A 26588-nucleotide genomic window follows, 5' to 3' on the forward strand; every position below is an offset into this window, starting at 1 on the left:
AACACCGCGATTAAGCGGTGTTTTAGATTAAGCATCTACAACTTCAACTTTTTCCATGCCTTGGCCTTGCTCCATATCAAGTACAGCCTCGATACCAGATGTTACCTTGCCAAAAACAGTGTGAACACCGTTTAAGTGCGGCTGCGGGTCATGTACGATAAAGAATTGGCTGCCGCCTGTGTCTTTACCAGCATGCGCCATTGATAATGAACCTCTTTCGTGCTGATGTGGATTTCCTTCTGTTTCACATTTAATTGTGTAACCAGGACCACCCGTTCCATTACCGTTTGGGTCGCCGCCTTGGCTGACGAAACCTGGAATCACGCGGTGGAATTTCAATCCATCGTAGAAGCCTTCATTCGCTAATTTTTCAAAGTTTGCTACTGTACCTGGAGCAGCCTCTGGGTAAAGTTCAAACTCAATTTTCTTTCCATTCGTTAATTGTATGTATCCTTTTTTCGCCATTTTTCACATTCTCCTTTCAGGTTAAACAACGCTCATTATAGCACATTTTCGGTGATGTTAAACATCCCCTGCTCTTCGATTGTCATTTACCTCTTAACTGATGATTGATAAAATAGGGTTGCTTGATTCTTTTTTCCTAATAAAATGATATCTGACTAAATGACATGTCTTCATTTATTGGAAAAGGAACACATCTTAAAAAGAAAATTGAAACGTCGAGCCAATTTGTTACGTCTATATGATGGAGTGCACTTCATCACGTGTACTCAAAAGATGAGTTTCTCTTGAAAGAGGAACGCTTTCGACTTGAAGGAGGTCAACATGTTTAAAAAAATGATGCTTGGTATGATGGCAGCGCTCCTTTTCCTAATTGGTGCGCCAAAAGTCAGCTTAGCGGATGCAGCTGTCGGCGATGTCATCGTCACACTCGGGCAAGACCTAACACCGGCTGATCGCCAGAAGGTGCTTGACGAGTTGAACCCACCTGAAAATGCGACAAAAATTGAAGTAACCAATAAAGAAGAGCACGAATATTTAGGAAAGTATATCCCTCGTTCTTCTATCGGGACGAGAGCATTATCATCTTCATCGATCACCATTGAAAAATCAGGTACTGGTCTGACTGTGGATACACACAACATCAAGACCATTACAGATGAGATGTATTTAAATGCTTTAATGACAGCAGGTGTCAAAGATGCCAAGGTTGTCGTGACTGCTCCATTTGAAGTATCTGGTACAGCCGCACTGACGGGCTTACTAAAAGCGTATGAGGTGTCAAGCGACAAAGCCATTCCAGAAGATGTGAAGCAGGTGGCAAACGAAGAGCTTGTGACAACTTCTAAATTGGGTGACTCTATCGGAAAAGACAACGCTTCTGCCCTTATTGCAAAAATCAAAGATGACATTGCAAAAAATGGTGTTCCTAAAACCACAAAAGAAGTAGAAGAAAAAGTGGATCAGGCTGCTTCTGATTTGAACTTAAATCTGACGCAGGATCAAAAAGATCAGCTTGTCTCGCTATTTGATAAAATGAAAAACATCAATATCGATTGGAATCAAGTAGGATCTCAAATTGATAAAGCAAAAGACAAGATTACTAAATTCATAGAATCGGATGAAGGGAAAAACTTTCTTCAAAAGATTTGGGATTTCTTTGTCTCCATTTGGAACGCGATCGTTTCTGTATTCACTGGAGGAAAATAATTCATGAAAAAAAGCTGCCTGAACACCAGGCGGCTTTTTTTAAGTAGATGATTTCACTTTTGATTGATACGGTAAATCAAGTTTGACAATGTCCTCATATGTTTCACGCTCAACCACAAGCTGCGCTTCCCCGTCTTCTACAAACACAACAGCTGGGCGCGGGATACGGTTATAGTTGTTTGACATACTATAGCCGTAAGCTCCGGTACAAAAGACAGCTAATAAATCCCCTTGTGATAATTCTGGCAGATCGATATCCCAAATGAGCATATCTCCACTTTCACAGCATTTACCGGCAATTGAAACCGTTTGATCATGCGTTTGGCTCATTTTGTTGGCACTTGCGGCTTCATATTTCGCTTGATATAAAGCTGGACGAATGTTATCACTCATTCCGCCATCTATCGCCACATAATCGCGGATGCCAGGTACATGTTTTGATGATCCGATCGTATAAAGAGTCGTCCCTGCATCTCCAACAAGAGAACGGCCTGGTTCTATCCAAATCTCTGGCATATCAAACTCATAGCGGGCAACGTTCTCTTTCACAGCTTGGATAATTCTCTCGACATATTCTGTTGCAGGAAGTGGTTCATCCTCTTCTGTATAACGAATCCCAAAACCGCCGCCTAAGTTTAATACTGTAGAAATAAAACCAAATGATTCTCTCCATTCATCCAGCTTCAAAAAGATTTTATCTGCTGCAAGGACAAAACCAGCCGTATCAAAAATTTGTGAACCGATATGACAATGGACTCCTAAAAGCTCGATGACTTCTGATCCAAGCACTTGTTTCACCGCTTCATCTGCTTGTCCATTGTGAAGATCAAAGCCAAATTTTGAATCCTCTTGACCTGTCGTAATGTAATCATGCGTATGCGCTTCGACACCAGGCGTGATGCGGAGCAATACTTTGACTTTTTTTGACAGCTCTTGACCAAGCTGTTCAATGAGCTTCATTTCATAGAAATTATCTACAACAATACAGCCGATCCCATGCTCTAAAGCCATTTTTAATTCTTCTCTGCTTTTATTATTGCCATGGAAATGAATTTTTTCTACTGGGAATCCAGCGCAAATGGCTGTGTGAAGCTCACCGCCTGATACGACATCAAGAGATAATCCTTCTTCTTTGGCAAGCTGAAACATGGCGATGGAGGAAAATGCTTTACTCGCATATGCTACCTGCGCCGTTAATTCTTCTTCTATAAACGCTTTTTGAAAGCTTTTTGCGCGCTCCCGTATTAAAGCCACATCATATACATAAAGTGGTGTCCCATACGTTTCAGCTAAAGAAACGGCATCAACACCACCAATTTCTAAATGACCGAGTTCATTTTGTCTGCAAGTGCCGTGTAAATACAATGTCATTCCCTCTTTCTCCGCTTCGGCTGAAAAAAGGCAGCTGCGTGAGCTGCCTTTTGCCGTGTCTCAAAGTTAAAAATACAATATCACAATCTTCAGCCACTTTCAATGAGCGTTAAGAATTTGGCGGAATTTTTGATCTGTTTTGAGGGTGAACGATGCTCGGCCTTACTTTTGAGCCAGGAACAGACGTCCGAATTAGCACTTGCCACAAAGCCTTTCCATTAAAAGGAATGAACGGCCACATATAAGGCGTCTGCAATGAACGAATGGATGTTAAATAAATGATTAACAACGTAAAACCAATGATGAGTCCATTCAGCTTAAAGATCGCTACTAGTGCTAGGATGATGAGCCTTACAATCTTATTGGCGACACTCAGCTCATAGCTTGGCGTTGTAAAGGTACCGATCGCCGCCAGCGAGACGTATAAGATGACCTCTGGTGTAAATAAACCAACATCAATGGCGATTTGTCCAATTAAAACAGCCGCAATCAGCCCCATGGCGGTCGACAATGCGGTTGGCGTATGAATCGCAGCCATCCTTAAAAATTCCACCCCGAAATCAGCAAGAAATACTTGGAGAATCACAGGGATATGAGAAGGTTTGTTAAATCCAATATAGCTTAAATTGTCTGGCAGGAGATTTGGTTCGAGGATAAAAAGAAACCAAATCGGCAAAAGAAAGGTAGAACATAAAATGCCTAAAAAGCGTACCCATCTTAAGAATGTACCAACGGCAGGTGCCTGGCGGTATTCTTCTGCATGCTGAACGTGGTGAAAAATAGTGGTTGGTGTAATGATGACACTAGGGGATGTATCCGTAATGATGATGACATGCCCTTCTAATATGTGGTTAGCGGCGACATCTGGACGCTCGGTGTAACGCACTAGCGGAAAGGGATTATATCCTTGCTTAATAATAAATTCTTCAATCGTTTTATCAGACATCGTCAGCCCATCGACTTTGATTCCTGATACTTCTTTTTCTATAATATCTACTAAGTCAGGGTCTGCAATATCTTCAATATAGCAAACACAGACATCCGCTTTTGAACGTTCGCCTACTTTGAGCATTTTGTATCGCAGCTTTTCATCCCGTACTCTTCTTCGAATCAGCGCTGTGTTTACAATAATGTTTTCAACAAAGCCGTCCCTTGCTCCCCGGACCACCTTTTCTGTATCCGGCTCCTCAGGCATTCTGCCAGGATAGCTTCTAACATCAATGATAAAGGCGTAGTTTTCACCTTCTACAACGACTGCTACAAGCCCAGACAGTACTTGATCCACTGCTTCATCCAGCGTTTCTACCTTGGACACCTGCTGATTGACAAGGCGGTTCTCGACTACATGTGCAAGATCATCTGATTCAGGTTCGTTGTCATTGATTTCGATTAGCTCTTTTAATAAGTAGATGACATACTGTGTATCACACAATCCGTTTACATAGTAAAGCTGGATTTCCTGATCGTGTATATAAATTTTCCGAACACCAAGGTCAAAGCTGAGACCCATCCCGACATTTTCCTTGAAGTAATCTTCATTTTTCTTCGGGTCTCGGTACACGTTTACCTTGTCTTTCTTCATGGTAACCACTCCTTTCTAGTATTAATTCCACTGCTTTCATCGTGATTGGAGATCCCTTGCTCAGATCATCTTTTCGTCCCATCTTGCCAATATCTCCAATCCCGACAACTAACGGAAGGTTGAGGGAGTCAAGGCAATACACTGTATCCCCGCTCATTTTATGGGGCTCCATTTCGGGAAGACCGTGTTTGTCGACACCATATTCTGTCAGTTCACCTTCCCGGTCAATCGAGACATGAACCTTTGTCCATTCTGCTTGATGCGTCTTGGATGCAACTGCGATCGCACCAATAACTTCGATTTCAGGGTGGCGCGCCACATGTTTCATCGCCGTCTCCCCTGTTCCTTCACCTGTCAGACCAGAATCATCAAACATCACAAAGACTGGATCATACGGCGTTTTTAAAATCATCTGAACAAGTTCAGGTCCTGTCCGTTTGCTTGGATTTCCTTTTGAACTGGAAATACATCGTCCGCCGACGTTTTTAGCAGCAAGCTCTATGGTTTTGGCAGCATATATATCTCCGTCTGTCACTAAAATGACTTTCCGTCTTTGCCCCATATTCGGTTATCCTTTCGGTTTAAAGATAAGTGCGACAATAAATGAGAATAAAATCGCAGCTGATATTCCAGCAGAGGTTAATTCAAAAATACCGATACCGATGCCGATGAATCCATGTACATCTGCCTGATGCATTGCCCCATGAAGCAAGCTATGACCAAAGCTGACGATTGGTACGGTTGCACCCGCACCTGCAAATTCAATAAATTTATCATAAATACCGAATCCATCTAAAATGGTACCCGCTACAACAAAAGTAGTCATGACATGTGCAGGCGTGAGTTTAAGTACGTCTAGTAAAAGCTGGCCAATGACGCAAATAAGTCCGCCTGCCACAAAAGCGATAAGATAATCCATTAGCTCTCTCCTCCTGCACGCTCAAATACGACACCGTGCGCAATGGTTGGAATGGTCTCTTTTTGCTGAACCATCATCGGGCTGAGTAACGCCCCGGTTGCCACAACAAGTACTCTTTGCAAATTCCCTGCTTTCATTTCTTGAAAAATATGACTAAATGTCACAATAGCTGAACAAGCACAGCCGCTGCCTCCAGCGAATACGTTTTGGTCGGGTGTATAGATAATTAAACCGCAATCATCGTGCTTTCGCCCAAGCTGAATGCCGTCTTCTTTCAGAAGATCCTTTAAGATCGGTGAACCAATGCCTGATAAATCACCAGTTAAAATCAGATCGTAATCATCTACTGTTCTTCCTAAGTCTTCTAAATGCTGCTTGATGGTGTCTGCCGCTGCCGGTGCCATGGCCGATCCCATATCAAATGGATCTGTAATGCCAAGATCCATGACCCTGCCCACTGTTGCGCTTGTAATTTGAATGTCAGAGATTTCTTGGCTGATAATAACGGCTCCGCTTCCTGTCACTGTACTTGTTGCTGTATCGGGCTTTTGTCCGCCGTATTCTGTCGGATTACGAAATTGGCGTTCTGCCGTCGCATTATGGCTGCTTGTCGCTGCAATGGCTCTATTTGCAAAACCGCCATCAATGAGCGCTGACGCAATGGCAACCGATTCCATTGAAGTCGAGCATGCCCCAAACAAGCAAAGAAACGGGATCTTCAGCTCTCTTGCCACATAGTTTGCAGTGACGTTCTGATTGAGTAAATCTCCAGCCAGCAACAGGTCAATATCGCTTTTTTGCAAATTTGCTTTTGATAAAGCGGTTGATATCGCATCATCCATGAGCTTCCTTTCAGCCATTTCCCAATTCTTTTGATCACAGTGCATTTCATCGTACGTTTTATCAATTAAATGGCCAATCGGGCCTTCTTTTTCTTTCGGTCCTGCAGCAGTTCCTTCTGCATTGACATAAAGCTTGTGCTCAAATACCCAAGATTGTTTACCTGTTAGTTTCACCTTTCATTCCTCCTACGAAAACATCTTTTCAAAGACGTATCGAATGATCCCTACGACATATGCGGAAACGACACCAAACACAATGACGTTCCCAGCGAGTTTAAACATATTTGTGGCAACACCTAAAACAAGCCCTTCACTTTTATGCTCAAGGGCAGCACTTGTCATACTGTTAGCAAAACCTGTCACTGGTACGGCCGATCCGGCTCCAGCAAACTGGCCGATTCTATCGTAAATACCGATACCCGTTAATAGAGAAGAAATTAAAATGAGGGTTGCCACCGTCGGATTCCCTGCTGTCTTTTCGTTAAAATCAAAAAAATGGATATAGAAATGTTGCAGCCCCTCACCTATCAGACAGATTAAGCCGCCAACTAAAAACGCCTTGATGCAGTTGATGACATAAGGAGGTTTGGGCTGATACGTTTTTACCTTAGATGGATAGTTCTCTTTTAAACTCGACACGTGTTGTTCCCTCCAATTTCTTAAATATAAATAAGCCAATGAAATAGTGAACCAAATACCTTTCCTAAGACGATGGCCATGAGCAGCAAAACAATTTTCCCGTCCATTCCAATTCTTTTCGTTAATATAGGAAGTACATTTAATACTTCAGTGAGTGCAGCTGCAAGCATGCCGACAAAGATACCTGATAAAAGACCGACCGGCAGTGCCAGCCATTTGGTTAAATGCAGATGTATTTGACTTAAGGTGGCCCAGCCGCCAACGACTGCACCGCTAATGACAGCCGCCTCGTACCCTTGTATGAAGCGCTGCGTTTTGGTTAATTGCATTAAGCGGGGAATGATGCCAAGCACTGTAAGAAATGCCACAAATCCTGCTCCAACCGTTAAACCGCCGCCAAGTCCAACGAGTACGACAAAAAGCCATTTACCGATCATGGATATCTTTCAATGTTTCTTTATTTTCGTTGAGTGCGACGTAATGATCGAGATCAAGCTGATATTTAAACATTTCCACCTCGAGCGGACTTGGTTCTTCATTTAAACGCTTTTTAAATACATGATTGAAAAACAAAATCATGCCAAAGCCGAGTCCAAAGCTATATGGAATTTGTAATAAATACGGATGCTCAACCGTTTTTCCAGTGATCATTTCATATAGACGGATATGAACGAGCCTCATACTGACATCCTCGTGGAAATTCATAATGGCAAGGGCCGCTCCGACAAATAATAAGAGCCATACAAACACAAATAAAACGGGAGAAAGCTGGCGTTTGCCTGTATCAATTTCAACAATAGCTTCAGAGCCGCCGACGGTTTGAATGTCGATATCCGGCCACGTTTTTTTGATCGTTTTGACGACATGCATGATATCAAGTACGACGATGTGACGATCCTTTTTGCTGACATGATACACCGGCATTTTGCTAAGCTTTTGCACAGCAAACTCATCACCAGTGATTTGGGCGATATCCTCTAAATAAATGAGCTGATCAATACCAGTTTTGATTCGATGGCGCAGCCGAATAAAGATTTGTCCGTCCATCCAAGTCACTTCCTATACGATGGGTTAAAAATAGTATGTGGTGAAAAATGGTTCTCATACTGATAGAACTTGATTTACCGGTAATTACCACACAAAAAAAGCCAGCCGAATTGGCTAGCTGTCTTTTTGATCCATTTGCATTTGGATTTGTTTTAAAATTTTCTTTTCAAGCCGTGAGACTTGTACTTGTGAAATGCCAAGTCTTTCTGCAACCTCAGATTGTGTCTGATCTTTATAATACCTTAAATACACAATGAGTTTTTCCCGTTCTTCTAATTCCTTGATCGCTTCTTTCAGTGCGATTTTGTCAAACCATCTTTCCTCAGAATGATCAGCAATTTGATCAAGCAATGTAATCGGATCCCCATCATTTTCATACACCGTTTCATGAATGGATGATGGGGAGCGCACCGCTTCTTGGGCGAGGACGACATCCTCTGGTGTGATATCAAGATATTCAGCAATTTCCTGAACGGTCGGCATTCTTCCATGAGACTTAGACAATTCATCCCTTGCCCGCCGAATTTTATTTCCGAGTTCCTTTAGTGACCGGCTGACTTTGACCGTTCCATCATCCCGAATGAATCGTTGAATTTCACCAATGATCATGGGAACGGCGTACGTTGAAAACTTTACATCATATGACAAATCAAATTTATCAACAGATTTCAGCAGTCCAATACAGCCAATCTGAAACAGATCATCTGGTTCATATCCCCTATTTAAAAAGCGCTGAACAACGGACCAAACAAGACGCATGTTTTTTTCTACGAGGAGGTCTCTTGCTTGCTGATCACCGTCTTGGCTTTTTTTGATGAGCTCTTTGACTTCATCATTTGACAGCTGGGCTTTTTTAGCTTGCTTTTTTACCTCCACATCCATATGAGCAGCTCCTTTAATTACAAAGCGCTTTGCTTTTTGATAGATGCTTTGTTAAACGAATGGTCGTGCCCATTTCTGGTGATGAGTCCACCATGACATCATCCATAAAATTCTCCATGATGGTAAAGCCCATTCCAGAGCGCTCTAAGTCTGGTTTTGTTGTAAAAAGCGGCTGTCTTGCTTCCTCAAGATCTGTAATACCCATACCTTCGTCACGGATGGTGAGGTAAACGACATGGTCATCAAGTGTGACATGAATATGCACCTTGCCATCTGGATTCCCATCATAGCCATGGATGATGGAGTTTGTCACTGCCTCAGATACAACGGTCTTGATTTCTGTTAATTCATCTAAAGTCGGATCAAGCTGGGCGATAAATGCCGCGACTGTCACCCTCGCAAACGATTCATTTTGGCTTAATGCCGAAAAAGTCAGGTTCATTTCATTTCTCATGATGCCACCCCCAATGTTTGCAAAGCCGTTTGCTCAGAAGGCTCCATCCGAATGATTTTAAACAAACCAGACATATCAAATAACCGGTTCACCGCTGGCGAGATGGCACAGACGACCATTTCCCCGCCAAGCTGCTTAATTTCTTTATATCTTCCTAAAATCACTCCGAGTCCAGAGCTGTCCATAAACGATAAATCAGCCAGATTCAGCACAATGTGGCGAATGTCCTCTGTTTCCAAATAATTCGTCACCTTTTGTCTCAATGTTTCTGCGGAGTGATGATCGAGCTCTCCTGTTAACCGAATGCAAAGTACGCTCTCTTTTACTTGAAAATCAATACCAAGGCTCATTTTTTTATTCCTCCTTGCTCTAATTTCGGATAAAGAATGTTTCTCTTTTATATGAAGTAAATCCTTCACCATGACAAAACTAGTGACCATTCGTCACATTTAGATGTTCTTTTCTTTTCCTCATAGCAAAAAGACTGCCAATTACAGCAGCCTTTCGCCTTTTATTTCCATTTCACAAAATCAGCCATTGCTCGTTTGAAGAAAGTCCAAACGCCTGCCTTTTCCATTCCTTCTTTTGCTTCTACAGGGCTTTCATGCAGCACTTTTCCGTCTTTTTTCAAGACGATCGTACCAAGTTCCGTTCCTTTTGAAAATGGAGCTTTGACATCATGAGACAATTTGATTTCTTTTTTGATCTGATCCACATTTTCGCCTTTTTTCGTTAAAAGGGATATCGGTTCAGAAGTAACGAGCTGAATGTTTTTCTTTTTCCCTTTGCTCACTTTGACCTCCGCCACATCTTGCCCTCTTTTGTAAAGCGGATGAGTCGTATATTGACTAAATGCGTAATCTAACATTTTGACTACCTGAGCATTTCTGTCTTTCGGAGTGCTTGCGCCGAAGACAACCGCAATGACGCGCATGTTGCCTTTTTTAGCAGATGCAGTTAAACAGTATTTCGCTTCACCTGTAAAACCGGTTTTCACCCCATCGACCCCTGGATAAAATTTAATCAGACGGTTTGTGTTGACAAGCCAGAATTTTTTATCTGTGTTTTGCCGTAAATAGTCTTCGTAGACACCTGTGAATTTGGTGATTTGTTCATATTTCAACAGCTCTTTTGCCATTTTTGCCATATCGTGAGCTGTGCTGTAATGGTCTTTTTCAGGAAGTCCTGTTGGGTTTTGAAAGACCGTTGAGGTGAGGCCAAGCTCTTTCGCCCTTTTGTTCATCTGCTCAACGAACTGTTCTTCAGATCCTGCAATATGCTCTGCCATGGCAACTGAAGCATCATTTCCTGACGCAATCGCAATGCCTTTCAGCATTTCTTTCACGGTCATTTCTTCTCCTGGTTCAAGGAAGATTTGTGAGCCTCCCATGGACGCTGCATAGTCGCTCGTTCTGACCTTGTCTGTCATTTTTAGTTTACCCTGATCAATGGCTTCCATGATGAGAAGCATCGTCATGATTTTGGTCATACTTGCGGGTGCAAGCTTTTCATCGCTGTTTTTATTGTAAAGCACCTTTCCCGTGTCTCGTTCTATTAAGATCGCTGATTTGGCTTCGTGTGCCAATTCTGATGTTTGTTTTTCTCCTGGTTTTTCAATCTTTTCTTTTGCTATCGCTGATGGTGAAACCATTGAGATAAGGATCATTAAAATAAACAATGCACATATATGACGTTTCAAGTGGCAGACCTCCATTATCGTAATCCTTTCTATTTTTTCCTCATACAGGCTGTTTTATTCAGAGATCGTATGATTGCAAATAAAAAAAGCCTTCTGCTTGGGTAGCAGAAGGCTTCTGGACACATGCTATGAAAGTTGTTTGACAATGTCTTTTACTAAATCAAGAAAACTTGCTTTCACTTTTTCCGTTACTTCGATCACTTCATCATGAGACAGCGGCTGATCCAAAATACCAGATGCCGCATTGGAAATGCATGAAATGCCAAGTACTTTGATTCCTGCATGACGCGCAACAATGACTTCTGGAACAGTCGACATTCCGACCGCATCTGCTCCAAGTGTTCTTAAGAAACGAACTTCAGCAGGTGTTTCATATGAAGGCCCTGTCATCCCTGCATAAACCCCTTGCTGTACAGATATACCTAAACGCTGGGCTGTTTCTTCTGCAAGTGCCAGCAGTTCTTTATCGTACGGTGCAGACATATCAGGGAAGCGAACGCCTTGACTGTCATTTGGGCCAATTAATGGATTGGTTCCCATCATATTGATATGATCTGTGATCAGCATGAGATCTCCTGGGCGGAATGACGTATTCACACCGCCGGCTGCATTTGTGACAATGCATGTGTCAATGCCAATTTCTTTCATCACACGGACAGGAAACGTCACTTGCTTCATATCATATCCTTCATAGAAATGAAAACGTCCTTGCATAGCGCAAACGACAGTGCCTTTCAGCGTTCCGATCACGAGCTGTCCTGCATGTCCCTCTACTGTTGAAACAGGGAATCCAGGAATATCTTCATATTTTATTTTGATTGGATTTTCAATCTCATCTGCTAAAATACCAAGTCCTGATCCTAAAATGAGCCCAACTGTTGGTACATATGTCGATGCTTGTTTAATGTATGCCGCCGCTTCTGAAAACTGTGCTCCCACGAAATTTCCCCCTATTTGAGTTTAGATAAAAAGCTTGTTCCGTATTTTGGCATCGTTGTCTTGAAATTATCTGCAACGGTTGCCCCAAGATCAGCAAACGTTTTTGCTGTTGGCAGTTCATTTGCTTCCTGATGCTTTTTGCTGTAAGCAATGAGCGGAACATATTCTCTTGTATGATCTGTTCCGTGATGAACTGGGTCATTACCATGATCTGCTGTGATCACAAGAAGGTCATCCTCTTTCAACAGGTCAAACACTTCAGGAAGACGTGCATCAAATTCCTCTAGTGCTTTTCCATAACCCTCTGGATCTCTTCTATGTCCGTAAAGAGCGTCAAAATCAACAAGGTTTAAAAAGCTGAGTCCTGTAAAGTCTGTTTTAAGTGTATCGACCAGCTTGTCCATTCCATCCATGTTTGATTTTGTTCTAAGAGATGATGTGATACCCTCGCCGTCATAAATATCAGAGATTTTTCCGATCGCAATGACATCGAGTCCATCATCTTTCAGTTCATTCATGACTGTACGGTCAAATGGTTTTAACGCATAGTCATGACGGTTTGGCGTTCTAACAAATGCGCCAGGCTCTCCGACAAACGGACGAGCGATAATCCGTCCAACCATATATTTTTCATCTAATGTAAGTTCACGGGCAATTTCACAAATACGGTAAAGCTCATCTAATGGCACAACTTCTTCGTGCGCAGCAATTTGCAGCACAGAATCCGCAGATGTATAAACGATTAAATCACCTGTTTTCATGTGCTCTTCGCCAAGCTCATCTAAAATTTCCGTACCAGACGCAGGTTTATTTCCAATAATACCTCGGCCTGTTTTTTCTTTTAGTTCATTTAATAGTTCATCTGGGAATCCTTCTGGAAAGACTTTGAACGGTGTGTCTATGTAAAGACCCATGATTTCCCAGTGTCCTGTCATTGTGTCTTTACCGTTTGATGCTTCTTGCATTTTTCCATAATACGCAAGCGGTTTTTCATCCGCTGGAATTCCTTTGATTTCTTTAATATGACTCAGCCCAAGCTTCGCCATATTCGGCATATGAAGCCCGTTCATTTTTTCAGCAATATGTCCAAGTGTATCTGCACCTACATCATTAAAATCAGCAGCATCTGGTGCTTCCCCAATTCCTACTGAATCCATTACGACGAGGAAAATGCGTTTATACTGATAATCAGGCATTAAAAAGCGCCTCCTTCAATATTCTTGTCTTTTGACCTTACAAACAGCGAGAGGTCAGACATCTCAAGTATAAACCGTTTACAAGCCAGTTGACAACCATAAACGGTGTAAACATGAAAAAGCATGACACCCGTTCACTGTGTCATGCTTTACTTATGCCCTTGGATGGAATTTGTGATACACATCTTTCAGTCTTGTTTTCGTCACATGTGTATAAATTTGTGTTGTTGAGATATCGGCATGTCCGAGCATTTCCTGTACAGCTCTTAAGTCCGCACCGTTTTCAAGCAGGTGTGTAGCAAATGAATGTCTGAGCGTATGAGGCGTCAGTTCCTTTTGAATCCCTGCTTCGATGGCTCGTTTTTTCAAGTTCTTCCAGAAGCCTTGACGCGACATTTTTTTCCCATGATGATTGAGAAATAGGGCATCGGACGGCTGTTTTTTTAACAGCTTGCTTCTTCCCTTTTCGATATATTCTTCAATTGCGCTTGCAGCAGCTTCACCGATTGGCACAATACGCTCTTTTCTTCCTTTTCCAAAACAGCGGACAAAGCCCATTGTGAGGTGAACATCGGCAAGGGTCAGATCCAGCATTTCACTGACGCGAATCCCCGTTGCATATAAGAGCTCAAGCATTGCTTTGTCTCGGTAGTCAAAGGGAGTGTGCTGATTTGGTGTATCAAGCAGCTTTTCGACCTCCCCTAATGATAAAACTTTCGGTAAAGTCCGCTCTGTTTTTTGCGTTTCAATGTTCCATGACGGGTCATCCGCTGTCACTTTTTCCCGAAGCAGAAATTGATGAAAGGAACGGATCGATGATAGATGCCGTACAGACGTTTTACTCGATTTCCCTTCCTCTTTTAGCTGCTTTAAATAATGAATGATATGCAGACGCGTGACATCGCTAATATCCGTCAGCTGTTCATGTGTCATTAAAAAAGACAAGTAGTTCTGTAAATCTCTTTTATAAGAAACAATGGTATTTTCAGAGAGTCCTCTCTCTACGGTCATAAAATGAATAAAGTCGGATAATTGATCGTTCAATGATTTCTACTCCCCGTTTTGATAAAAATAAATCAATCGGTCTTGCCAATTGTCTTGGTTCGGCTGATCCATTTCCATCACTTTAATTGCTGCACCCTCTGGTTTATCATAACGATGGTAGCTTTCATATTCTGAATTTATCCATATCATAGCATAATAGAACAGGACGGTAAAACCAGTGAACAAGATAAATACTTTGATCACTTCACCTGTTGTTTTGAGCCATTTTCGCATAAACTTCAAGTCCTTTCTCACCTTCTCATTACTTCAGCATATGCCAGGTGGGACAAGGAATATACAGCGAAAATGCAAAAAACCTCTTCATCTTAAATGAAAAGGTTCCAATTCGGATTATTTGCCGGATTCATCATCATGACACCGGTGGCAAATACCATGGAATGTCAATCTATGATCCTTAATTTTAAATTTCCAGTCACGTTCAATAATCTCTTCGACATCTTCTAATAAATCATCTTCTATCTCATCGACTGTTCCGCATTCCATGCAGACAAGATGATGATGGAAGTGAGCAGCTCCTTCTTTGCGAAGATCATATCGCGAAACGCCGTCTCCAAAGTTAATTTTATCAACAACTTTCAGTTCAGTGAGCAATTCTAACGTCCGATAAACAGTAGCAAGACCAATTTCAGGAGACTTCTCTTTTACGAGGAGGTATACATCTTCTGCACTTAAATGGTCTTCTTCATTCTCAAGCAGTACTCTTACTGTGGCTTCACGCTGTGGCGTGAGCTTGTAGCTGGAAGAATGAAGCTGCTTCTTAATTCGATCAATCCTATTTTCCATTGACTTTCCCTCCTACGCCACATTACTTGATCATTATATCAAATGATGTGCTGAGAGCCAACTATAATCATTTTAAATTGATAAATAAATTGATTATTAATTAATAACAATTATAAAAGAACACCTGCCAGCTTTTTCATCAGCATGAATGATATGTACGATTCAAAAAAAGACGATAGTGCAGCAAGCGCTAAAATCATCAGCAGAACAGATGCATACCGGCCAAACCACTGGACGGGTGCTTGACTGATGGTTTTTTTCATGAAGAGCTGTCCAATGAGACGGATGGAAAACGCAATTGCACAAGTGCCAATCACTAAATAGGCTGGAATGAGCAAAATGTTTTGCGGAAGCACCGATACAAACGAGAGAAAAAATCCACTCAGCCCCATTTGATTCACGAGAAAACCAACAGTAAACCCAACAACAATTCCTTTTAAAAAGATCATAAGAAAGATAAGCGGCAGACCAACGATGGAGATTCCCAGAATCCACATAAGGCCTAAATATTTCATATGATGCAGAAAGCTTTGTAAAAACATTTCTTTTGATTCTGCTGCTTTCTCATTTGTCAGCTGACCAAAAAATTGATTTAAATAATAGAATAAATCCTCTTTCTGGCTGAATGTCATGCTATTGACAATGATGGCCCCGAAAATCACACCCATTAAAAAGAGTACAGAGACAAATAAATAAATCGAGAGATGATCTTTTACGTGCTGAAGAAGATGCTCCTTCCAAGACTTTTTCCGCATGTGTCTTCCTCCCAAATAGTAAGGTTACTAGATTCTATGAGAGAGATTACGAAACATGACAGTTTTATCGAAAGAAAAAAGAGAAAGCAGCCTGCTCACTGCTTTCTCTTTTTCATTTATCGTGCGGCTTTTTGTACGTTCACAAGCCCGGCACCGTAATAAAAAGGTTCTCCAAGCTTTGTCGCCGTTTTTGACAGTCTCTCGCGTACTTCATCGTTTGTCAGATTCGGATGTTTTGATAGAATGACAGCCGCTGCGCCCGCTACATGCGGTGATGCCATTGACGTTCCGCTCATGTAGCCATATTCGTTATGAGGGATGGTGCTCAGCGTTGAAACGCCTGGTGCTGAGACTTCCAGTTCTTCGCCAACAGATGAATCAAAAGCTCTTTGCTTTTTTTGGTCAACAGAGGCAACCGCCATCACGGAACTGTATTTAGCCGGATAGTCAATCGTATTGAGAGAGCCATAGCTTCCTTCATTCCCTGCAGAAGCCACAATGAGAATCCCTTTATCATACGCTCGATCTACCGCTTCTTTCAGCGCCTCAGATTCACTTGCTCCCCCCATACTAATATTGATGACATCCATGTCATTCTCAATGGCCCATTCAATCCCTTTTATGATCCAGCTATAGTAGCCGTCACCATTTTCATCTGCCACCTTGACAGCATAGATAGAAGCTTTTGGTGCAACACCCACGACACCTACCTTATTATCTAATGCTGCAATTGTGCCTGCCACATGCGTTCCATGTTTATGCGGATCAACAAACGGATCAGACTCTGCCGGTACAAAGCTCACGCCGCCGGTGACATGTAAATCCTCATGTTTGCCGTCGATGCCGCTGTCAAGAACGGCTACTTTGACATTCTGTCCAGCGTATCCATGTTTATGTACCTTTTGTGCTTTGATGCTTTTGATGCCGTATGGAATCGTTTGAGCGCTTGTTTTTGCTTTTTGGTCTTCCTCGATAAAGGTCACTTCTTTTGCTTCATTCAGTTTCTTTTTCGAAGTCTCATTCAGCGACACTTTCATCATATCTATTTGCTCTATTGATTCTTTCACATGCCCGCCAGCTTCTTCTACAAGCTGTTTTTGTGTTTTGTCTTGAACGGAAGAAGAAAAGCCGATCATGTACTCTTTTTTTGTTTGCTCCTTTGCAGAAATATCTGACGCGCCAAACATGACGGATGTCACAAGCACACTTGCCATACAAAGCCCTGCTCCAAATGACTTGACGTTCACGATACTCACTCTCCCTTTCGTTTCTTTTTGTCATTTAACTACATATTTAGACAAAAAGAAACGACCGTTTGTCCTATTTTTTAAATTTTTCCATTTATTTGATCTAGTTGTCACAAAAAAGCAAAATAAAAATGCTTATGATCCTCTTGATAGTGATCATAAGCATTTCGTCCTTTATGTTTCTTCATCATATGCTGCAAGGCTTCCTGTTTTGTTTTTGTCTTCCTTTCGTGTGTGCTAAAATGCGGCATGTTTCCTCTCGACAGTTCTGGATTACGGCTCTGCTGCCTTTGGATATGCTCTCGTTTTTTCTTTGCTTTGCTTTTTCCCATTTGGCAAAACCCCTTTCGTTGACGTTATGATACACGATGTTACATAAAAAAGATAGACGTCTATCTTTCTGTTTTCACCATATCAAGATGCGGAATCCCATCTTCATCATAAACATCTGAGACAGCCTTGAAACCAAATGATTCGTAAAATGACTTCAGGTAGGCTTGCGCCTGTATTTTGACACTTGTTTCACCTAGTTCACTAAGCTTTTCCAAAGCCTTGATGAGCAGCAGCTTTCCATAGCCTTTTTTCCGCCCGGCCTGCGTCACAAGCACGCGGCCGATGGACGCCTCCTTGTACATGATCCCGTTTTGGAAAATTCGGCAATAAGCCACAATCGTGCCGTTCTCTTTTGCGATGAGATGAAGCGCATCTTGGTCCCGGTGATCAATTTCAGGGTAAGGGCATGTTTGTTCTACAACAAACACGTTGACTCTTTCCATAAGAATCAAGTAAAGATCCTCTTTTGACAATTGTTCAAACGTTTGACATGTCCATTTAATGTGACTCATGATTGATATCCACCTTACCGTACACTCCGCCTCCACCAGCGATCAGTCCGACTTCGCCCTTCCTTGCTTTGATGATGTAGCCCGCTGTCTTTTCTGGCAGAACGGCTTTTAGTTCTTGTTCTGTTGCTTGATGTAGAATATTCATCTCTGTGTGAAACACGGCTTTAAGCTTCTCCAGCGTTTTAGGTCCAACACCCGGAATAAACTGAAGCGGGAGCTGATGAACATAAGGAGGTCTCGTTCCTTTTTCACTTTCTTGGTCAGCAAGCTCTTTTAAACGTTCACTTACTCCTTTTGTCATCCGTGTATGTCCGCATACATGGCACTCTTCTTGATCTGGTGCGTGAGGTCTAACCCCGCATTTCTCGCAGGTCGTATGATAATACTTCCCAAGCCGCGGAGCAAGTCCATAATTTCCTGTGACGGCTCTGCCATCTTTTTCTTCAAGAGCTAGCTTGAATTCGGCAAAAGAGGCATGATCCATTTTGATTTTTGTATATTCCCGCGCGATTTTTCCTAAAGAATGAGCATCTGAATTCGTTAAAAAAGGATACCGGTTCAGCTCACTCAGCTGGGACGCCATTGACGTATCACAGCTAAGACCAAGCTCAACAGCATCAATAAGGTCAGGATCAAATACTTCAGTTAAAGAAGTGTTGACCCCTTTGCCGTATAGACTTTTATGAGGCGTGAATATATGAGCAGGAATAAACAATCCTCCCAGCTCCTTAACCTTGCGCTGAAGTGTTTTCCCATCAACATAGAGGCGCTGTGAACTCAAATGCACATTTTTCATATGAAGCGAAAGCCATGCGGAAAACTCAGACATTTTGTGTAGTGTGGGCATAAATGCCAGCACATGAATCGGACCCTTTGAATGGTCATCATTGATTTCTAATTCACTGCCTAAAAGCAGCACTGTCTGTCCAAATGATAAACCGCCGTCATTTAGTTCCGTGTACCTGCCTTCCTCTACACCTTCTATTAATTCTTCTAGGACTTCTGGAGATTGTGCATCAATCACACCAATCATCCCCATCCCTTTACTTTCTGCTGCTTCAATAAGAATTTGATCAATTGTCAGTGACCTTGCACCTGTAATTTTGACAGCTCTGCCTGTTCTTGTTCTGCCAATATGGATATGGATGTCTGCAAAAAATTCCTTCATTTTGTTGACTCAAGTACCTCTTGCAGTTGTAAGTACTGAATGGCATAGGCTGTTTTTGCATCATAAATATGCTGCTTTTCAATGAGGTGCAGAGCTTCTTCTAATGAAACTTCCATTACTTCGACAAATTCATCTTCATCCAGCTCTCTTTTTTCTTCAAGCGGAACTAGCTGATCTGCTAGATAGATGTGAACAATTTCATCTGCAAAACCAGGTGATGTATAAAAGGCCGTCAGCTTTTGAAGCTGCTGGGTTGTATATCCTGTTTCTTCTTCTAATTCTCTTAATGCTGTATGTGCCGGCTCTTCCCCTTTTTCTAGTTTTCCGGCTGGAATTTCAACGATGGCTCTCTCTAGTGCTTTACGGTATTGTTTGACCAAGATGATTTTATTTTCGGCTGTACGTGCAATGACGGCTACTGCACCAGGATGTTTAATGATTTCGCGTTTGCCTTGTTTTCCGTTAGGCAATTCTACATCTTCAAGAACCAAATCAATGATTTTTCCGTTGTATAATTCTTTCGACGATAATGTTTTTTCTTCAAAGTCCTTCAATTTTGTCAGCTCCTCGTTCTACTTTCACTTTTTACTTCATTTATTTTAACATAGATGATTTAAGAGAAGCGAAAAGCGAAACGCTTGCTTCAATGCGCCATTTGAAATCACCTAGCTTGAATTCCTGATTTTTTTCACTTAATGTGAAGGGATAGGAGTGTGATGGAATTGAAAAAAAGACGAATTGGCACCTCAGATCTCTTAGTGAGCGAGGCGGCACTAGGATGCATGTCTCTTGGGACTGAAAAAGAAAAAGCGCTCTCTTTATTAGATGAGGCCATTGATCTCGGAATTAACTATCTGGATACAGCCGATTTATATGATTTTGGGACAAATGAGGAAATTGTCGGGGAAGCCATTAAAAACAGACGGCAGGATTTGATTTTGGCGACAAAAGGCGGCAACCGCTTTGAAAAAGGCAAACCAGGCTGGGACTGGGACCCTTCAAAAGCGTACATAAAGGAAGCAGTAAAACAAAGCCTCAAGCGGCTTCAAACAGATTATATTGATTTATATCAATTGCACGGAGGCACGATTGATGACCCCATTGATGAAACGATTGAGGCTTTTGAAGAATTGGTAGAGGAAGGCGTAATTCGCTATTATGGCATTTCATCTATCCGTCCAAATGTCATTAAAGAATATGCCAAAAAGTCCAATATCGTAAGCGTGATGATGCAATATAGTTTACTCGACCGCCGCCCAGAAGAATGGTTCTCTCTACTTGAAGAACAAAGCATTAGTGTCGTCGCAAGAGGTCCTTTAGCGAAAGGATTATTAACTGAAAAGCCACTTTCTCAAGCAAGTGCAGCGATTCAAAAAAACGGCTATCTTCAATATTCATTTGAAGAGCTTCAGCAGATCATTCCTTCTTTAAAGAAAGTCGCTTATGACCTATCACTCACTGAACTGTCCATTCAGTATATACTGAAACATTCTGCGGTCAGTTCCGTTGTATTTGGGGCAAGCTCAGTGGATCAGTTAAAAGAAAATATAGCAGCAGCAAATGCACGTTCATTAAGTGACCAAGAAGTCAAAGCATTAACTTACTATACAAAACCATCTGTGTATGAAACGCACCGGTTCAAATAACAAAAAAGATCACATGATGTGATCTCTCAGATTGTAGAAGAACTCATGTTTTTCTACAATCTTTTTATTTTAGCGTATGTATGATGCTAGTGTTTCTCTATTAAAAATGAGGAGGGGCTAAAAGCCCCGTTGTCCTTATCTTGCACTTTCATAATATGCATAATTTCCAGATTTGCCTTTAAGATAAAATGTAGTACCAAAGCGACTGAAACTATTTGCAAAAGAACCATTATCTGAATACATACATAGTCGATTACTTGCGCCTTTAAAAGGGGTTACAGAACAATCAACAATTGAAGTAGCCTTTGTACTTAAATCCGCATTCGTTAAATCATTTGTAGCAAGAGCTTGTCCAGAAACAGGTAAAAGCAATCCTAAAGATAAAGCGACTCCAGCCATTGTTTTTCTCAATTTCATGTGAATCATCTCCATTCCCAAATTTTGTAATACACCTTCATTATAAGGAGAATGATCCTCTATCAAAAGGGTATTAATAACCATATTTTCAATAAAAAGGAATTTAAATAATTCATTACTCACCTTTTTACTTCTATCTTAAACACAAGTTATGGGATTTCGTTTCGTTTGACTGTAAATATCATACTGTCACGATTCTGGAATGAAGTGATATGAAGGGGGCAGAAATGCTTTTCTCTTTATGGACCTATGTTTATTCTCTGTGGATCTATCTCAATGATGATGACATGAAAAAAAGGAGCATCATTGCTCCCTTTTTTAGCTTTTATACTTTCTCCAGTCTAAATGGCTTTCATCTAGCAGCTCTGAAAAGCTTTTGTTTTTTTCTTTTTCTTTCTGCTGCCGAAGGAGGTCTTGTCGTTTTTGTTCTTCTCTTTTTTCTGTCTCGACGGCAAGGTTCTGCTTCATTTGAAGAAGCTGCTGTTTGACATCATCGTTTATGCCGTCCTTTAATTTCGCTTGATCTTGTTTGGCCTTTTTCATTGTGCCTCTCTCCTTTTGATTTAGTGTATCATCCGTTTTATTTTCTGAGCAAGAGGCACGCCAATCTCCCAAGATGTGGTATGATCGTCATAGAAAAAACCTGGAAAGGAAGAATCGGCTAGATGAAGAAATGGATCGCTATATTTGCCTTCATATTATGTCCACTCGCTGCAATCGGTATTTTTTTCACCAATAAAATGATGTATATTCGAAAATTAACGGATGAAGAGCTCATCAAACGAGAATCAGATGGAGGCCATTATCACCACGAGGAATTTCAACAGCTCAAAAAAGAGAAAGTGTGTATTCCTTCAGCATTTGGTTATGATCTCCATGGCTATTTTGTGCCGTATCCCCATACAACACGCACAATCGTCCTTTGCCACGGTGTTACAGTCAGTTTGATTAACTCCGTTAAGTATATGAAATTATTCCAAAAGCTCGGATGGAATGTGATGCTTTATGATCATAGAAGACATGGAATGAGCGGCGGGAAAACCACAAGTTATGGATATTATGAAAAAGAAGATCTAGCAAAGATCGTAAAGTGGCTCAGACAAAAACTCGGAGAAAGTGCCATCATTGGGATACACGGAGAATCAATGGGCGCAGTCACGACCTTGTTATATGCCGCAAAGCCGGAAGCAAACGCCAATTTCTACATAGCAGACTGCCCTTTTGCTTCTTTTGAGGACCAGCTTCTGTATCGATTAAAAACAGATTTTCGCCTTTCAGGAAAATGGATTCTTCCACTAAGTGATCAAGTGTTAAAATGGCGGGACGGATACCGCATCCGGCAAGTTTCCCCTCTTGATGTGATCGATCAGGTGAAAGAACCTGTACTTTTTATTCATAGCCGCCATGACGACTATATCCCCTGTGAGCAAAGTCAGCAGTTATATACACGAAAAAAGGGTGACAAACAGTTATTTATTGCGCCACACGGTGCGCATGCAATGTCTTTTAGCGAAAATAAGGAAGCTTATGAGCAAGAAATTCAAGCATTTCTTCAAAGATTTGAATTGAATGAAAATAAAAGAGGAGAATGAACAGCAGTTCGTCCCCTCTTTTTGAGCTAACTTATGCGATAGTCACCACTGTTGTATGGTGTCTGCCCGCAAGCTCCATATGGCTCTCTTCCGATTGCTGCTGACTCATGACCGATAATCCTGCAGTTGCTGCCAATAAAAGAACTATCAAACTCGTTTTCATATAAATGACCCCCATTTTGAATTTTTGATATGGCTTGAATTTTCCTTTCGTAAAACTGGGTAGATACTTCAAACAGTCCAAGCTCATTGTAATAATGAGCCGCATCAAGTGCCAATTCCTCAATATCTGGGTATAAGCGCTTGTCCTCGAGCAGGTCTAATGTATCGTCTATGATTGTTATGTCTGCATCAACGTACAATGCTTTTAAGAATTGAAATTTGCAGATGTAAATTTCATCTTCTAATTCACAGGCCTTTATAATACCTTGTTGATAGAGGGTTAATGACTCTTCTATTTGTTTTTGTTTAAACAGGATTTGTGTCAGCATAAATAGTGGGTCTAGAGAGCGATTAAGATGGGTTAAATTCTCCTTTTCAAACACTTCAATAGAGTCTTTCAGATAACGCCTTGCTTCCGCAAGATCGTTCATTTGATAATAACAGTTACCTAAGTTGAAAAGGGCCGAACCTATGACTCGAGGGTTTCCAATTGAGCGTGCTCGCTTTAGAGCATTTTTAAAGTAGGGCAATGCATGTTCATAGCATTTCAAATCATCATAGTTTGCACCAATGACAAATTCACAGTGGATGATTCTCAGCGTGTACGTTCTGTAGGCAGAATACGTATCTAACGCTTGCAAGGCATAGTGCATCGAAAAGTGGGTTTGTTTCATGTGGTAGTAAATTTCTGCTAATTTAAAGTAAAATTCTGCTCTTTCTATATCATCTGATATGAGATTGAGCTTTTTTTCTGCTGAGCGGTAATAAGCAATGGCACTTAAATAGTTTCTCTGTTCAAATTCAAACATTCCTGTGAAAAAATGAACATAGTATTCAAGCATATCCGTTAATTTCGTTTGTGAATGTTCAATCGTTTCTAGCAAATTCTTAATCTCTTCATCATTCGAGGCTTTCTTTGCCGGTTCAAAATATTCAAGCATCACCTTGTGGCGAAAATCCATCAGCTGGTAAAACAATAATAAGTTTTGATCCTGCTCCATCTCCAGGATTTCCTGCTCGATCTCCGCCTTCAGCTTCTCTGCTTTCATCACATGAAATCCGCAAATCTGCCTATACCATTCGTTTATTTTGATTCCAACCTGAGGCGATGACAGCTTGAGCTTCAATTCACTTTAGCACCTCCCTTCTCATATACGATACATGTTGTATTCTATCACATTTCCTCGAATGGAAGAAATATGAAAAGTCATTTTTCGCAAAGTTTTCGGTATCCCGCAATAAACGCTGCAAATGCCTATTTTTCGGCATTTACAGCCATTATTTTTTTATTTCCAGCTTGCTCATTTTGTCGAATTGTTTGTTGAAAAACAGGTTTTTCCGTTCCCAAAAGCTCATTTTCCGGATTAGACAGCCATGCGGTGTGATGAGATGATGAACGCACGAAAAAAACCCTTTCGAAAAAGGGCTTTTATAATACATCTGTTACTTGGTCCATATTCTCTTTGATCCAATTGACAGCTAAATCGAGCGTTGGAAATTCTTCTGTTTCAAATGTGACTTCATCTTGAAGAAGCCAAACGTCCTTTTTCACCGAATCCATTCCACCTATTGACCAGTGCAAAAGGCTATAGGGATGATTGTTATTTAAAAACGACACCCATGTTTTATTTTGTGCCGTATTTTGTATTGCTTTTAGCTTTTGATCCACTACATTTCCACCTTACTTTACAAGTATACCCATTCTCGGGCTGAGTATTTGTTGAGGACTTTTCAACATGAGTGTGTTGGCTTTTTCGTTAAAATCAATCGTCATTTCCTCGTCAAAAAAGACCTTTTGTGCTGTGTGTATGTACAGCTTAAAGAGCTGATTATGCTTGAGTTCTTCCCATTCGCCTGTTCTTTCGCCTGTGAGCCAAATCATTGGGACACCGCTTACCGCACAGCCGCACCCATCTGAATCATATCGAAGGAGCAGTTCTTTTGTTTCATGCCCTGCTTGTTGTTTTGTAAGGAACGCTGCTGCTGGTTCTGTTATATGAATATACATGCCGAACATCCTTTTTTCGTTGATTGTTACATTGTAACATATCAGTCATCAATTAAACATGTTCACGCCCTGTCAGCTCTTATGTCTGATCATTTGTCTTTAACTGGTCTGACCAATTGTACGCTTCTTGTTCAATTTCTTTAATGAGCTCATCTTTTCCTTTGATATAACTTGCCATATCTTCAGGATAGGCTTTTGCCAATTGACGCTTTTTATCTGCATAGACTTTGGCACGGTCAGGTGCAGCTTTTAAATAATCTCGGAACACCAAATGCCTTTTTACATCATCATGTCCGGCTTCATAGGCGTGAACGTGATGTGTTCGGTTCAAGCCGCCTTTTCTAAAAAAACGTCTTCCCTTGAGTCCATTTTCTCCGAGCGGTTCATATCCAAGCTGGCGAAACAGATGGTTACACTCATCTAAGCTGCTGATATGCTTCACCTCTAGCAAGATATCAATAATTGGCTTAGCCGCCATTCCTATGACTGACGTACTGCCAATATGGTGGCCATATACCCAGTTGTCGCCAACTATCTTTTTCAGCTTGTCATGCTCATCTTGAAATTGTTTTGGCCAGCTCGATTGGTATTCAATCACTTCCACCTTTCGAAGCATCAAACGTTCCATCTTTGTTAACATCAGATTGTTTTCCACCTGCAAACGGGCCTTCTGTTTAAACCCTAATTTTTCATAAAGCTTGATTGCTGGTGTATTTGCCTCTGCTGTTGTGAGCTCGATTGTTTTTTGATGCTGGATAATGGATTGCAGGAGCGCTGTCCCGATTCCTTGATTGACATGATGTGGGTGCACAGCTAACCGGCTGAGGATGATCCGATCGTCATGTAGTTCATATGAAGCGATCCCTAACAAATGCCCCTCTTTTTCAAATCCTATGAAAATCTCATCTGTTTCTATTATGTCTTTAACCGTTTCTTTTAAGGGCGGTAAATCTTGATAGCCAATTTGTTCTGCCTCCCGCTGATATGCGGCTAATTGTATATGTAACAGCTCTTTTGCTATTTCTTTATTTTTTTGATCCAGTCTGATGATCATGCTTTCGCCTCCAGCTTTTTCACAAATAGCACCCGGTCTTCATGAATGCCGTCGTAATCTGAAAAAACTGAAATGCCATCCACTGTTTTATCTCCCTTTTCTATCTGAAAACCGAGCTTTGTATGGTAAGCAATCGAGACTTTATTGACAGGAGCTGTGATGGCCTTAATCGTCGTTCTTCCTTCCTTTTCAGCCGCTTCATAAAACGCTTGATAGAGAATTTTGCCAATCTTTAATTTCCGGTGGTCTGGATGTACCCCGACAAAGTGAATATACGCTTCATCTGAATGTGATTGCGATAAAAAACCGACTAAAAAGCCGATCAGTTCACCTTTTTCAACAACAACAAAACTTGTTTGCTGAAAATGTTCGAAAAATAGCTTTGGCAATTTTGCGCGCAAATCTCTGCCTCCCCACCAGCTTTGAATGACTGATGTGACCGCATAAAAATCTGACGGTTTTACTTGACGTATCATGATGACCTCGCCCCTTTTCATTTTTAGCTGTACCGCTCTTTTTTCACAAAAAATCAACTGTTTCAATAGTCTACCTGTCTGATCAATTGTTTGTAAAGGTGATGTATCAGCCTTTTTTCCTTTCAGCTT

34 protein-coding genes are annotated in these 26588 nt (G+C 41.3%); 3 read left to right on the top strand and 31 right to left on the bottom strand.

Features of this window, described 5'->3' with window-relative positions; genetic code table 11:
• Positions 1–27 precede the first annotated feature (27 nt).
• The gene (locus tag AAYR28_RS10690; protein WP_008359679.1) at positions 28–465 is read right to left on the bottom strand and encodes a peptidylprolyl isomerase; all 438 of its coding nucleotides are present in this window, start codon (positions 463–465) and stop codon (positions 28–30) included.
• A 321-nt stretch (positions 466–786) separates the two neighbouring features.
• On the opposite strand from AAYR28_RS10690, the gene AAYR28_RS10695 reads away from it, so the two are divergent.
• Complete coding sequence (locus AAYR28_RS10695; protein ID WP_081124552.1) at positions 787–1671, top strand: DUF1002 domain-containing protein; 885 nt, start codon at positions 787–789, stop codon at positions 1669–1671.
• A gap of 39 nt (positions 1672–1710) precedes the next feature.
• Here AAYR28_RS10695 and lysA read toward each other — a convergent pair whose 3' ends face one another.
• The 23 genes from lysA to AAYR28_RS10810 all read right to left on the bottom strand — a co-directional run bounded on the left by lysA (position 1711) and on the right by AAYR28_RS10810 (position 19658).
• Positions 1711–3036: a diaminopimelate decarboxylase gene (gene lysA, locus AAYR28_RS10700; RefSeq protein ID WP_120208160.1), complete on the bottom strand. Its 1326-nt coding sequence runs from the start codon at positions 3034–3036 to the stop codon at positions 1711–1713.
• Between the two features lie 115 nt (positions 3037–3151).
• Complete coding sequence (locus tag AAYR28_RS10705) at positions 3152–4624, bottom strand: spore germination protein (protein ID WP_034280365.1); 1473 nt, start codon at positions 4622–4624, stop codon at positions 3152–3154.
• On the bottom strand, positions 4578–5186 hold the full coding sequence (locus AAYR28_RS10710; RefSeq protein WP_046311665.1) for a stage V sporulation protein AE: 609 nt from the start codon (positions 5184–5186) through the stop codon (positions 4578–4580). The genes AAYR28_RS10705 and AAYR28_RS10710 overlap by 47 nt, the downstream gene beginning before the upstream one ends.
• A 6-nt stretch (positions 5187–5192) precedes the next feature.
• Positions 5193–5543: a stage V sporulation protein AE gene (gene spoVAE / locus AAYR28_RS10715; RefSeq protein ID WP_024422860.1), complete on the bottom strand. Its 351-nt coding sequence runs from the start codon at positions 5541–5543 to the stop codon at positions 5193–5195.
• Positions 5543–6559 (bottom strand): stage V sporulation protein AD, encoded by a 1017-nt coding sequence (spoVAD, locus tag AAYR28_RS10720; RefSeq protein WP_034280361.1) that lies wholly within the window; start codon positions 6557–6559, stop codon positions 5543–5545. The genes spoVAE and spoVAD overlap by 1 nt, the downstream gene beginning before the upstream one ends.
• Before the next feature lie 12 nt (positions 6560–6571).
• Positions 6572–7024, bottom strand: a complete 453-nt coding sequence (spoVAC, locus tag AAYR28_RS10725; protein ID WP_120208162.1) for a stage V sporulation protein AC — start codon at positions 7022–7024, stop codon at positions 6572–6574.
• A 20-nt stretch (positions 7025–7044) separates the two neighbouring features.
• Positions 7045–7461 carry a stage V sporulation protein AB gene (locus tag AAYR28_RS10730; protein ID WP_034280358.1) on the bottom strand — a complete coding sequence of 139 codons (417 nt, stop codon included), beginning with the start codon at positions 7459–7461 and terminating at the stop codon, positions 7045–7047.
• Positions 7451–8071 carry a stage V sporulation protein AA gene (locus AAYR28_RS10735; RefSeq protein ID WP_034280357.1) on the bottom strand — a complete coding sequence of 207 codons (621 nt, stop codon included), beginning with the start codon at positions 8069–8071 and terminating at the stop codon, positions 7451–7453. The genes AAYR28_RS10730 and AAYR28_RS10735 overlap by 11 nt, the downstream gene beginning before the upstream one ends.
• Before the next feature lie 114 nt (positions 8072–8185).
• A complete protein-coding gene (gene sigF / locus AAYR28_RS10740; protein ID WP_024422864.1) occupies positions 8186–8953 on the bottom strand; it encodes an RNA polymerase sporulation sigma factor SigF in 768 nt (255 codons plus the stop codon).
• Positions 8954–8966: 13 nt separating this feature from the next.
• Positions 8967–9407: an anti-sigma F factor gene (gene spoIIAB, locus AAYR28_RS10745; protein WP_024422865.1), complete on the bottom strand. Its 441-nt coding sequence runs from the start codon at positions 9405–9407 to the stop codon at positions 8967–8969.
• A complete protein-coding gene (gene spoIIAA / locus AAYR28_RS10750; RefSeq protein WP_024422866.1) occupies positions 9404–9757 on the bottom strand; it encodes an anti-sigma F factor antagonist in 354 nt (117 codons plus the stop codon). The genes spoIIAB and spoIIAA overlap by 4 nt, the downstream gene beginning before the upstream one ends.
• A gap of 161 nt (positions 9758–9918) precedes the next feature.
• Positions 9919–11073, bottom strand: a complete 1155-nt coding sequence (locus tag AAYR28_RS10755; protein ID WP_369810471.1) for a D-alanyl-D-alanine carboxypeptidase family protein — start codon at positions 11071–11073, stop codon at positions 9919–9921.
• Positions 11074–11232: 159 nt separating this feature from the next.
• The gene (locus AAYR28_RS10760) at positions 11233–12045 is read right to left on the bottom strand and encodes a purine-nucleoside phosphorylase (protein ID WP_041117867.1); all 813 of its coding nucleotides are present in this window, start codon (positions 12043–12045) and stop codon (positions 11233–11235) included.
• Between the two features lie 11 nt (positions 12046–12056).
• Positions 12057–13241: a phosphopentomutase gene (deoB, locus tag AAYR28_RS10765; RefSeq protein WP_041117869.1), complete on the bottom strand. Its 1185-nt coding sequence runs from the start codon at positions 13239–13241 to the stop codon at positions 12057–12059.
• A 153-nt stretch (positions 13242–13394) separates the two neighbouring features.
• Positions 13395–14285, bottom strand: coding sequence for a site-specific tyrosine recombinase XerD (gene xerD, locus AAYR28_RS10770; protein ID WP_120208164.1), 891 nt, complete (start codon positions 14283–14285; stop codon positions 13395–13397).
• Positions 14286–14291: 6 nt separating this feature from the next.
• Positions 14292–14519: a YqzK family protein gene (locus AAYR28_RS10775; RefSeq protein ID WP_024428058.1), complete on the bottom strand. Its 228-nt coding sequence runs from the start codon at positions 14517–14519 to the stop codon at positions 14292–14294.
• 117 nt (positions 14520–14636) lie between these two features.
• Positions 14637–15089, bottom strand: coding sequence for a ferric iron uptake transcriptional regulator (fur, locus tag AAYR28_RS10780; RefSeq protein WP_003215577.1), 453 nt, complete (start codon positions 15087–15089; stop codon positions 14637–14639).
• 110 nt (positions 15090–15199) lie between these two features.
• Complete coding sequence (gene spoIIM, locus AAYR28_RS10785) at positions 15200–15844, bottom strand: stage II sporulation protein M (protein WP_024422873.1); 645 nt, start codon at positions 15842–15844, stop codon at positions 15200–15202.
• Between the two features lie 116 nt (positions 15845–15960).
• Positions 15961–17091, bottom strand: coding sequence for a S8 family peptidase (locus tag AAYR28_RS10790; protein ID WP_081124553.1), 1131 nt, complete (start codon positions 17089–17091; stop codon positions 15961–15963).
• A 110-nt stretch (positions 17092–17201) separates the two neighbouring features.
• The gene (locus AAYR28_RS10795) at positions 17202–17423 is read right to left on the bottom strand and encodes a hypothetical protein (RefSeq protein WP_034280349.1); all 222 of its coding nucleotides are present in this window, start codon (positions 17421–17423) and stop codon (positions 17202–17204) included.
• Between the two features lie 60 nt (positions 17424–17483).
• Positions 17484–17936, bottom strand: a complete 453-nt coding sequence (locus tag AAYR28_RS10800) for a GNAT family N-acetyltransferase (RefSeq protein WP_034280347.1) — start codon at positions 17934–17936, stop codon at positions 17484–17486.
• A complete protein-coding gene (locus tag AAYR28_RS10805; protein ID WP_081124554.1) occupies positions 17923–19104 on the bottom strand; it encodes a TIGR00375 family protein in 1182 nt (393 codons plus the stop codon). The genes AAYR28_RS10800 and AAYR28_RS10805 overlap by 14 nt, the downstream gene beginning before the upstream one ends.
• Positions 19101–19658, bottom strand: a complete 558-nt coding sequence (locus AAYR28_RS10810) for an NUDIX hydrolase (RefSeq protein WP_065214662.1) — start codon at positions 19656–19658, stop codon at positions 19101–19103. The genes AAYR28_RS10805 and AAYR28_RS10810 overlap by 4 nt, the downstream gene beginning before the upstream one ends.
• 168 nt (positions 19659–19826) lie before the next feature.
• On the opposite strand from AAYR28_RS10810, the gene AAYR28_RS10815 reads away from it, so the two are divergent.
• Positions 19827–20750, top strand: coding sequence for an aldo/keto reductase (locus AAYR28_RS10815; protein ID WP_024422879.1), 924 nt, complete (start codon positions 19827–19829; stop codon positions 20748–20750).
• 135 nt (positions 20751–20885) lie between these two features.
• Here AAYR28_RS10815 and AAYR28_RS10820 read toward each other — a convergent pair whose 3' ends face one another.
• Positions 20886–21290: an antimicrobial peptide LCI gene (locus tag AAYR28_RS10820; protein WP_259455931.1), complete on the bottom strand. Its 405-nt coding sequence runs from the start codon at positions 21288–21290 to the stop codon at positions 20886–20888.
• Positions 21291–21485: 195 nt separating this feature from the next.
• Positions 21486–21710 carry a YqkE family protein gene (locus tag AAYR28_RS10825; RefSeq protein ID WP_120208166.1) on the bottom strand — a complete coding sequence of 75 codons (225 nt, stop codon included), beginning with the start codon at positions 21708–21710 and terminating at the stop codon, positions 21486–21488.
• A gap of 122 nt (positions 21711–21832) precedes the next feature.
• Between AAYR28_RS10825 and AAYR28_RS10830 the strand changes: the two genes are divergently transcribed.
• Positions 21833–22759 carry an alpha/beta hydrolase gene (locus AAYR28_RS10830; RefSeq protein ID WP_034280338.1) on the top strand — a complete coding sequence of 309 codons (927 nt, stop codon included), beginning with the start codon at positions 21833–21835 and terminating at the stop codon, positions 22757–22759.
• Between the two features lie 26 nt (positions 22760–22785).
• Here AAYR28_RS10830 and AAYR28_RS10835 read toward each other — a convergent pair whose 3' ends face one another.
• The 5 genes from AAYR28_RS10835 to AAYR28_RS10855 all read right to left on the bottom strand — a co-directional run bounded on the left by AAYR28_RS10835 (position 22786) and on the right by AAYR28_RS10855 (position 26459).
• Positions 22786–24048, bottom strand: coding sequence for a tetratricopeptide repeat protein (locus tag AAYR28_RS10835; RefSeq protein ID WP_120208168.1), 1263 nt, complete (start codon positions 24046–24048; stop codon positions 22786–22788).
• 302 nt (positions 24049–24350) lie between these two features.
• Complete coding sequence (locus AAYR28_RS10840) at positions 24351–24590, bottom strand: YqkC family protein (protein ID WP_061109315.1); 240 nt, start codon at positions 24588–24590, stop codon at positions 24351–24353.
• 12 nt (positions 24591–24602) lie between these two features.
• Entirely contained in the window at positions 24603–24929 is a 327-nt protein-coding gene (locus AAYR28_RS10845) for an iron-sulfur cluster biosynthesis family protein (protein WP_024428050.1), read from the bottom strand.
• A gap of 79 nt (positions 24930–25008) precedes the next feature.
• Positions 25009–25983, bottom strand: coding sequence for a GNAT family N-acetyltransferase (locus AAYR28_RS10850; protein ID WP_034280332.1), 975 nt, complete (start codon positions 25981–25983; stop codon positions 25009–25011).
• On the bottom strand, positions 25980–26459 hold the full coding sequence (locus AAYR28_RS10855) for a GNAT family N-acetyltransferase (RefSeq protein WP_024428048.1): 480 nt from the start codon (positions 26457–26459) through the stop codon (positions 25980–25982). The genes AAYR28_RS10850 and AAYR28_RS10855 overlap by 4 nt, the downstream gene beginning before the upstream one ends.
• Between the last annotated feature and the right edge of the window lie 129 nt (positions 26460–26588).

Origin of the sequence: Bacillus safensis, from assembly GCF_039619585.1 — a bacterium.
In the GTDB taxonomy this organism is placed as follows: domain Bacteria; phylum Bacillota; class Bacilli; order Bacillales; family Bacillaceae; genus Bacillus; species Bacillus safensis.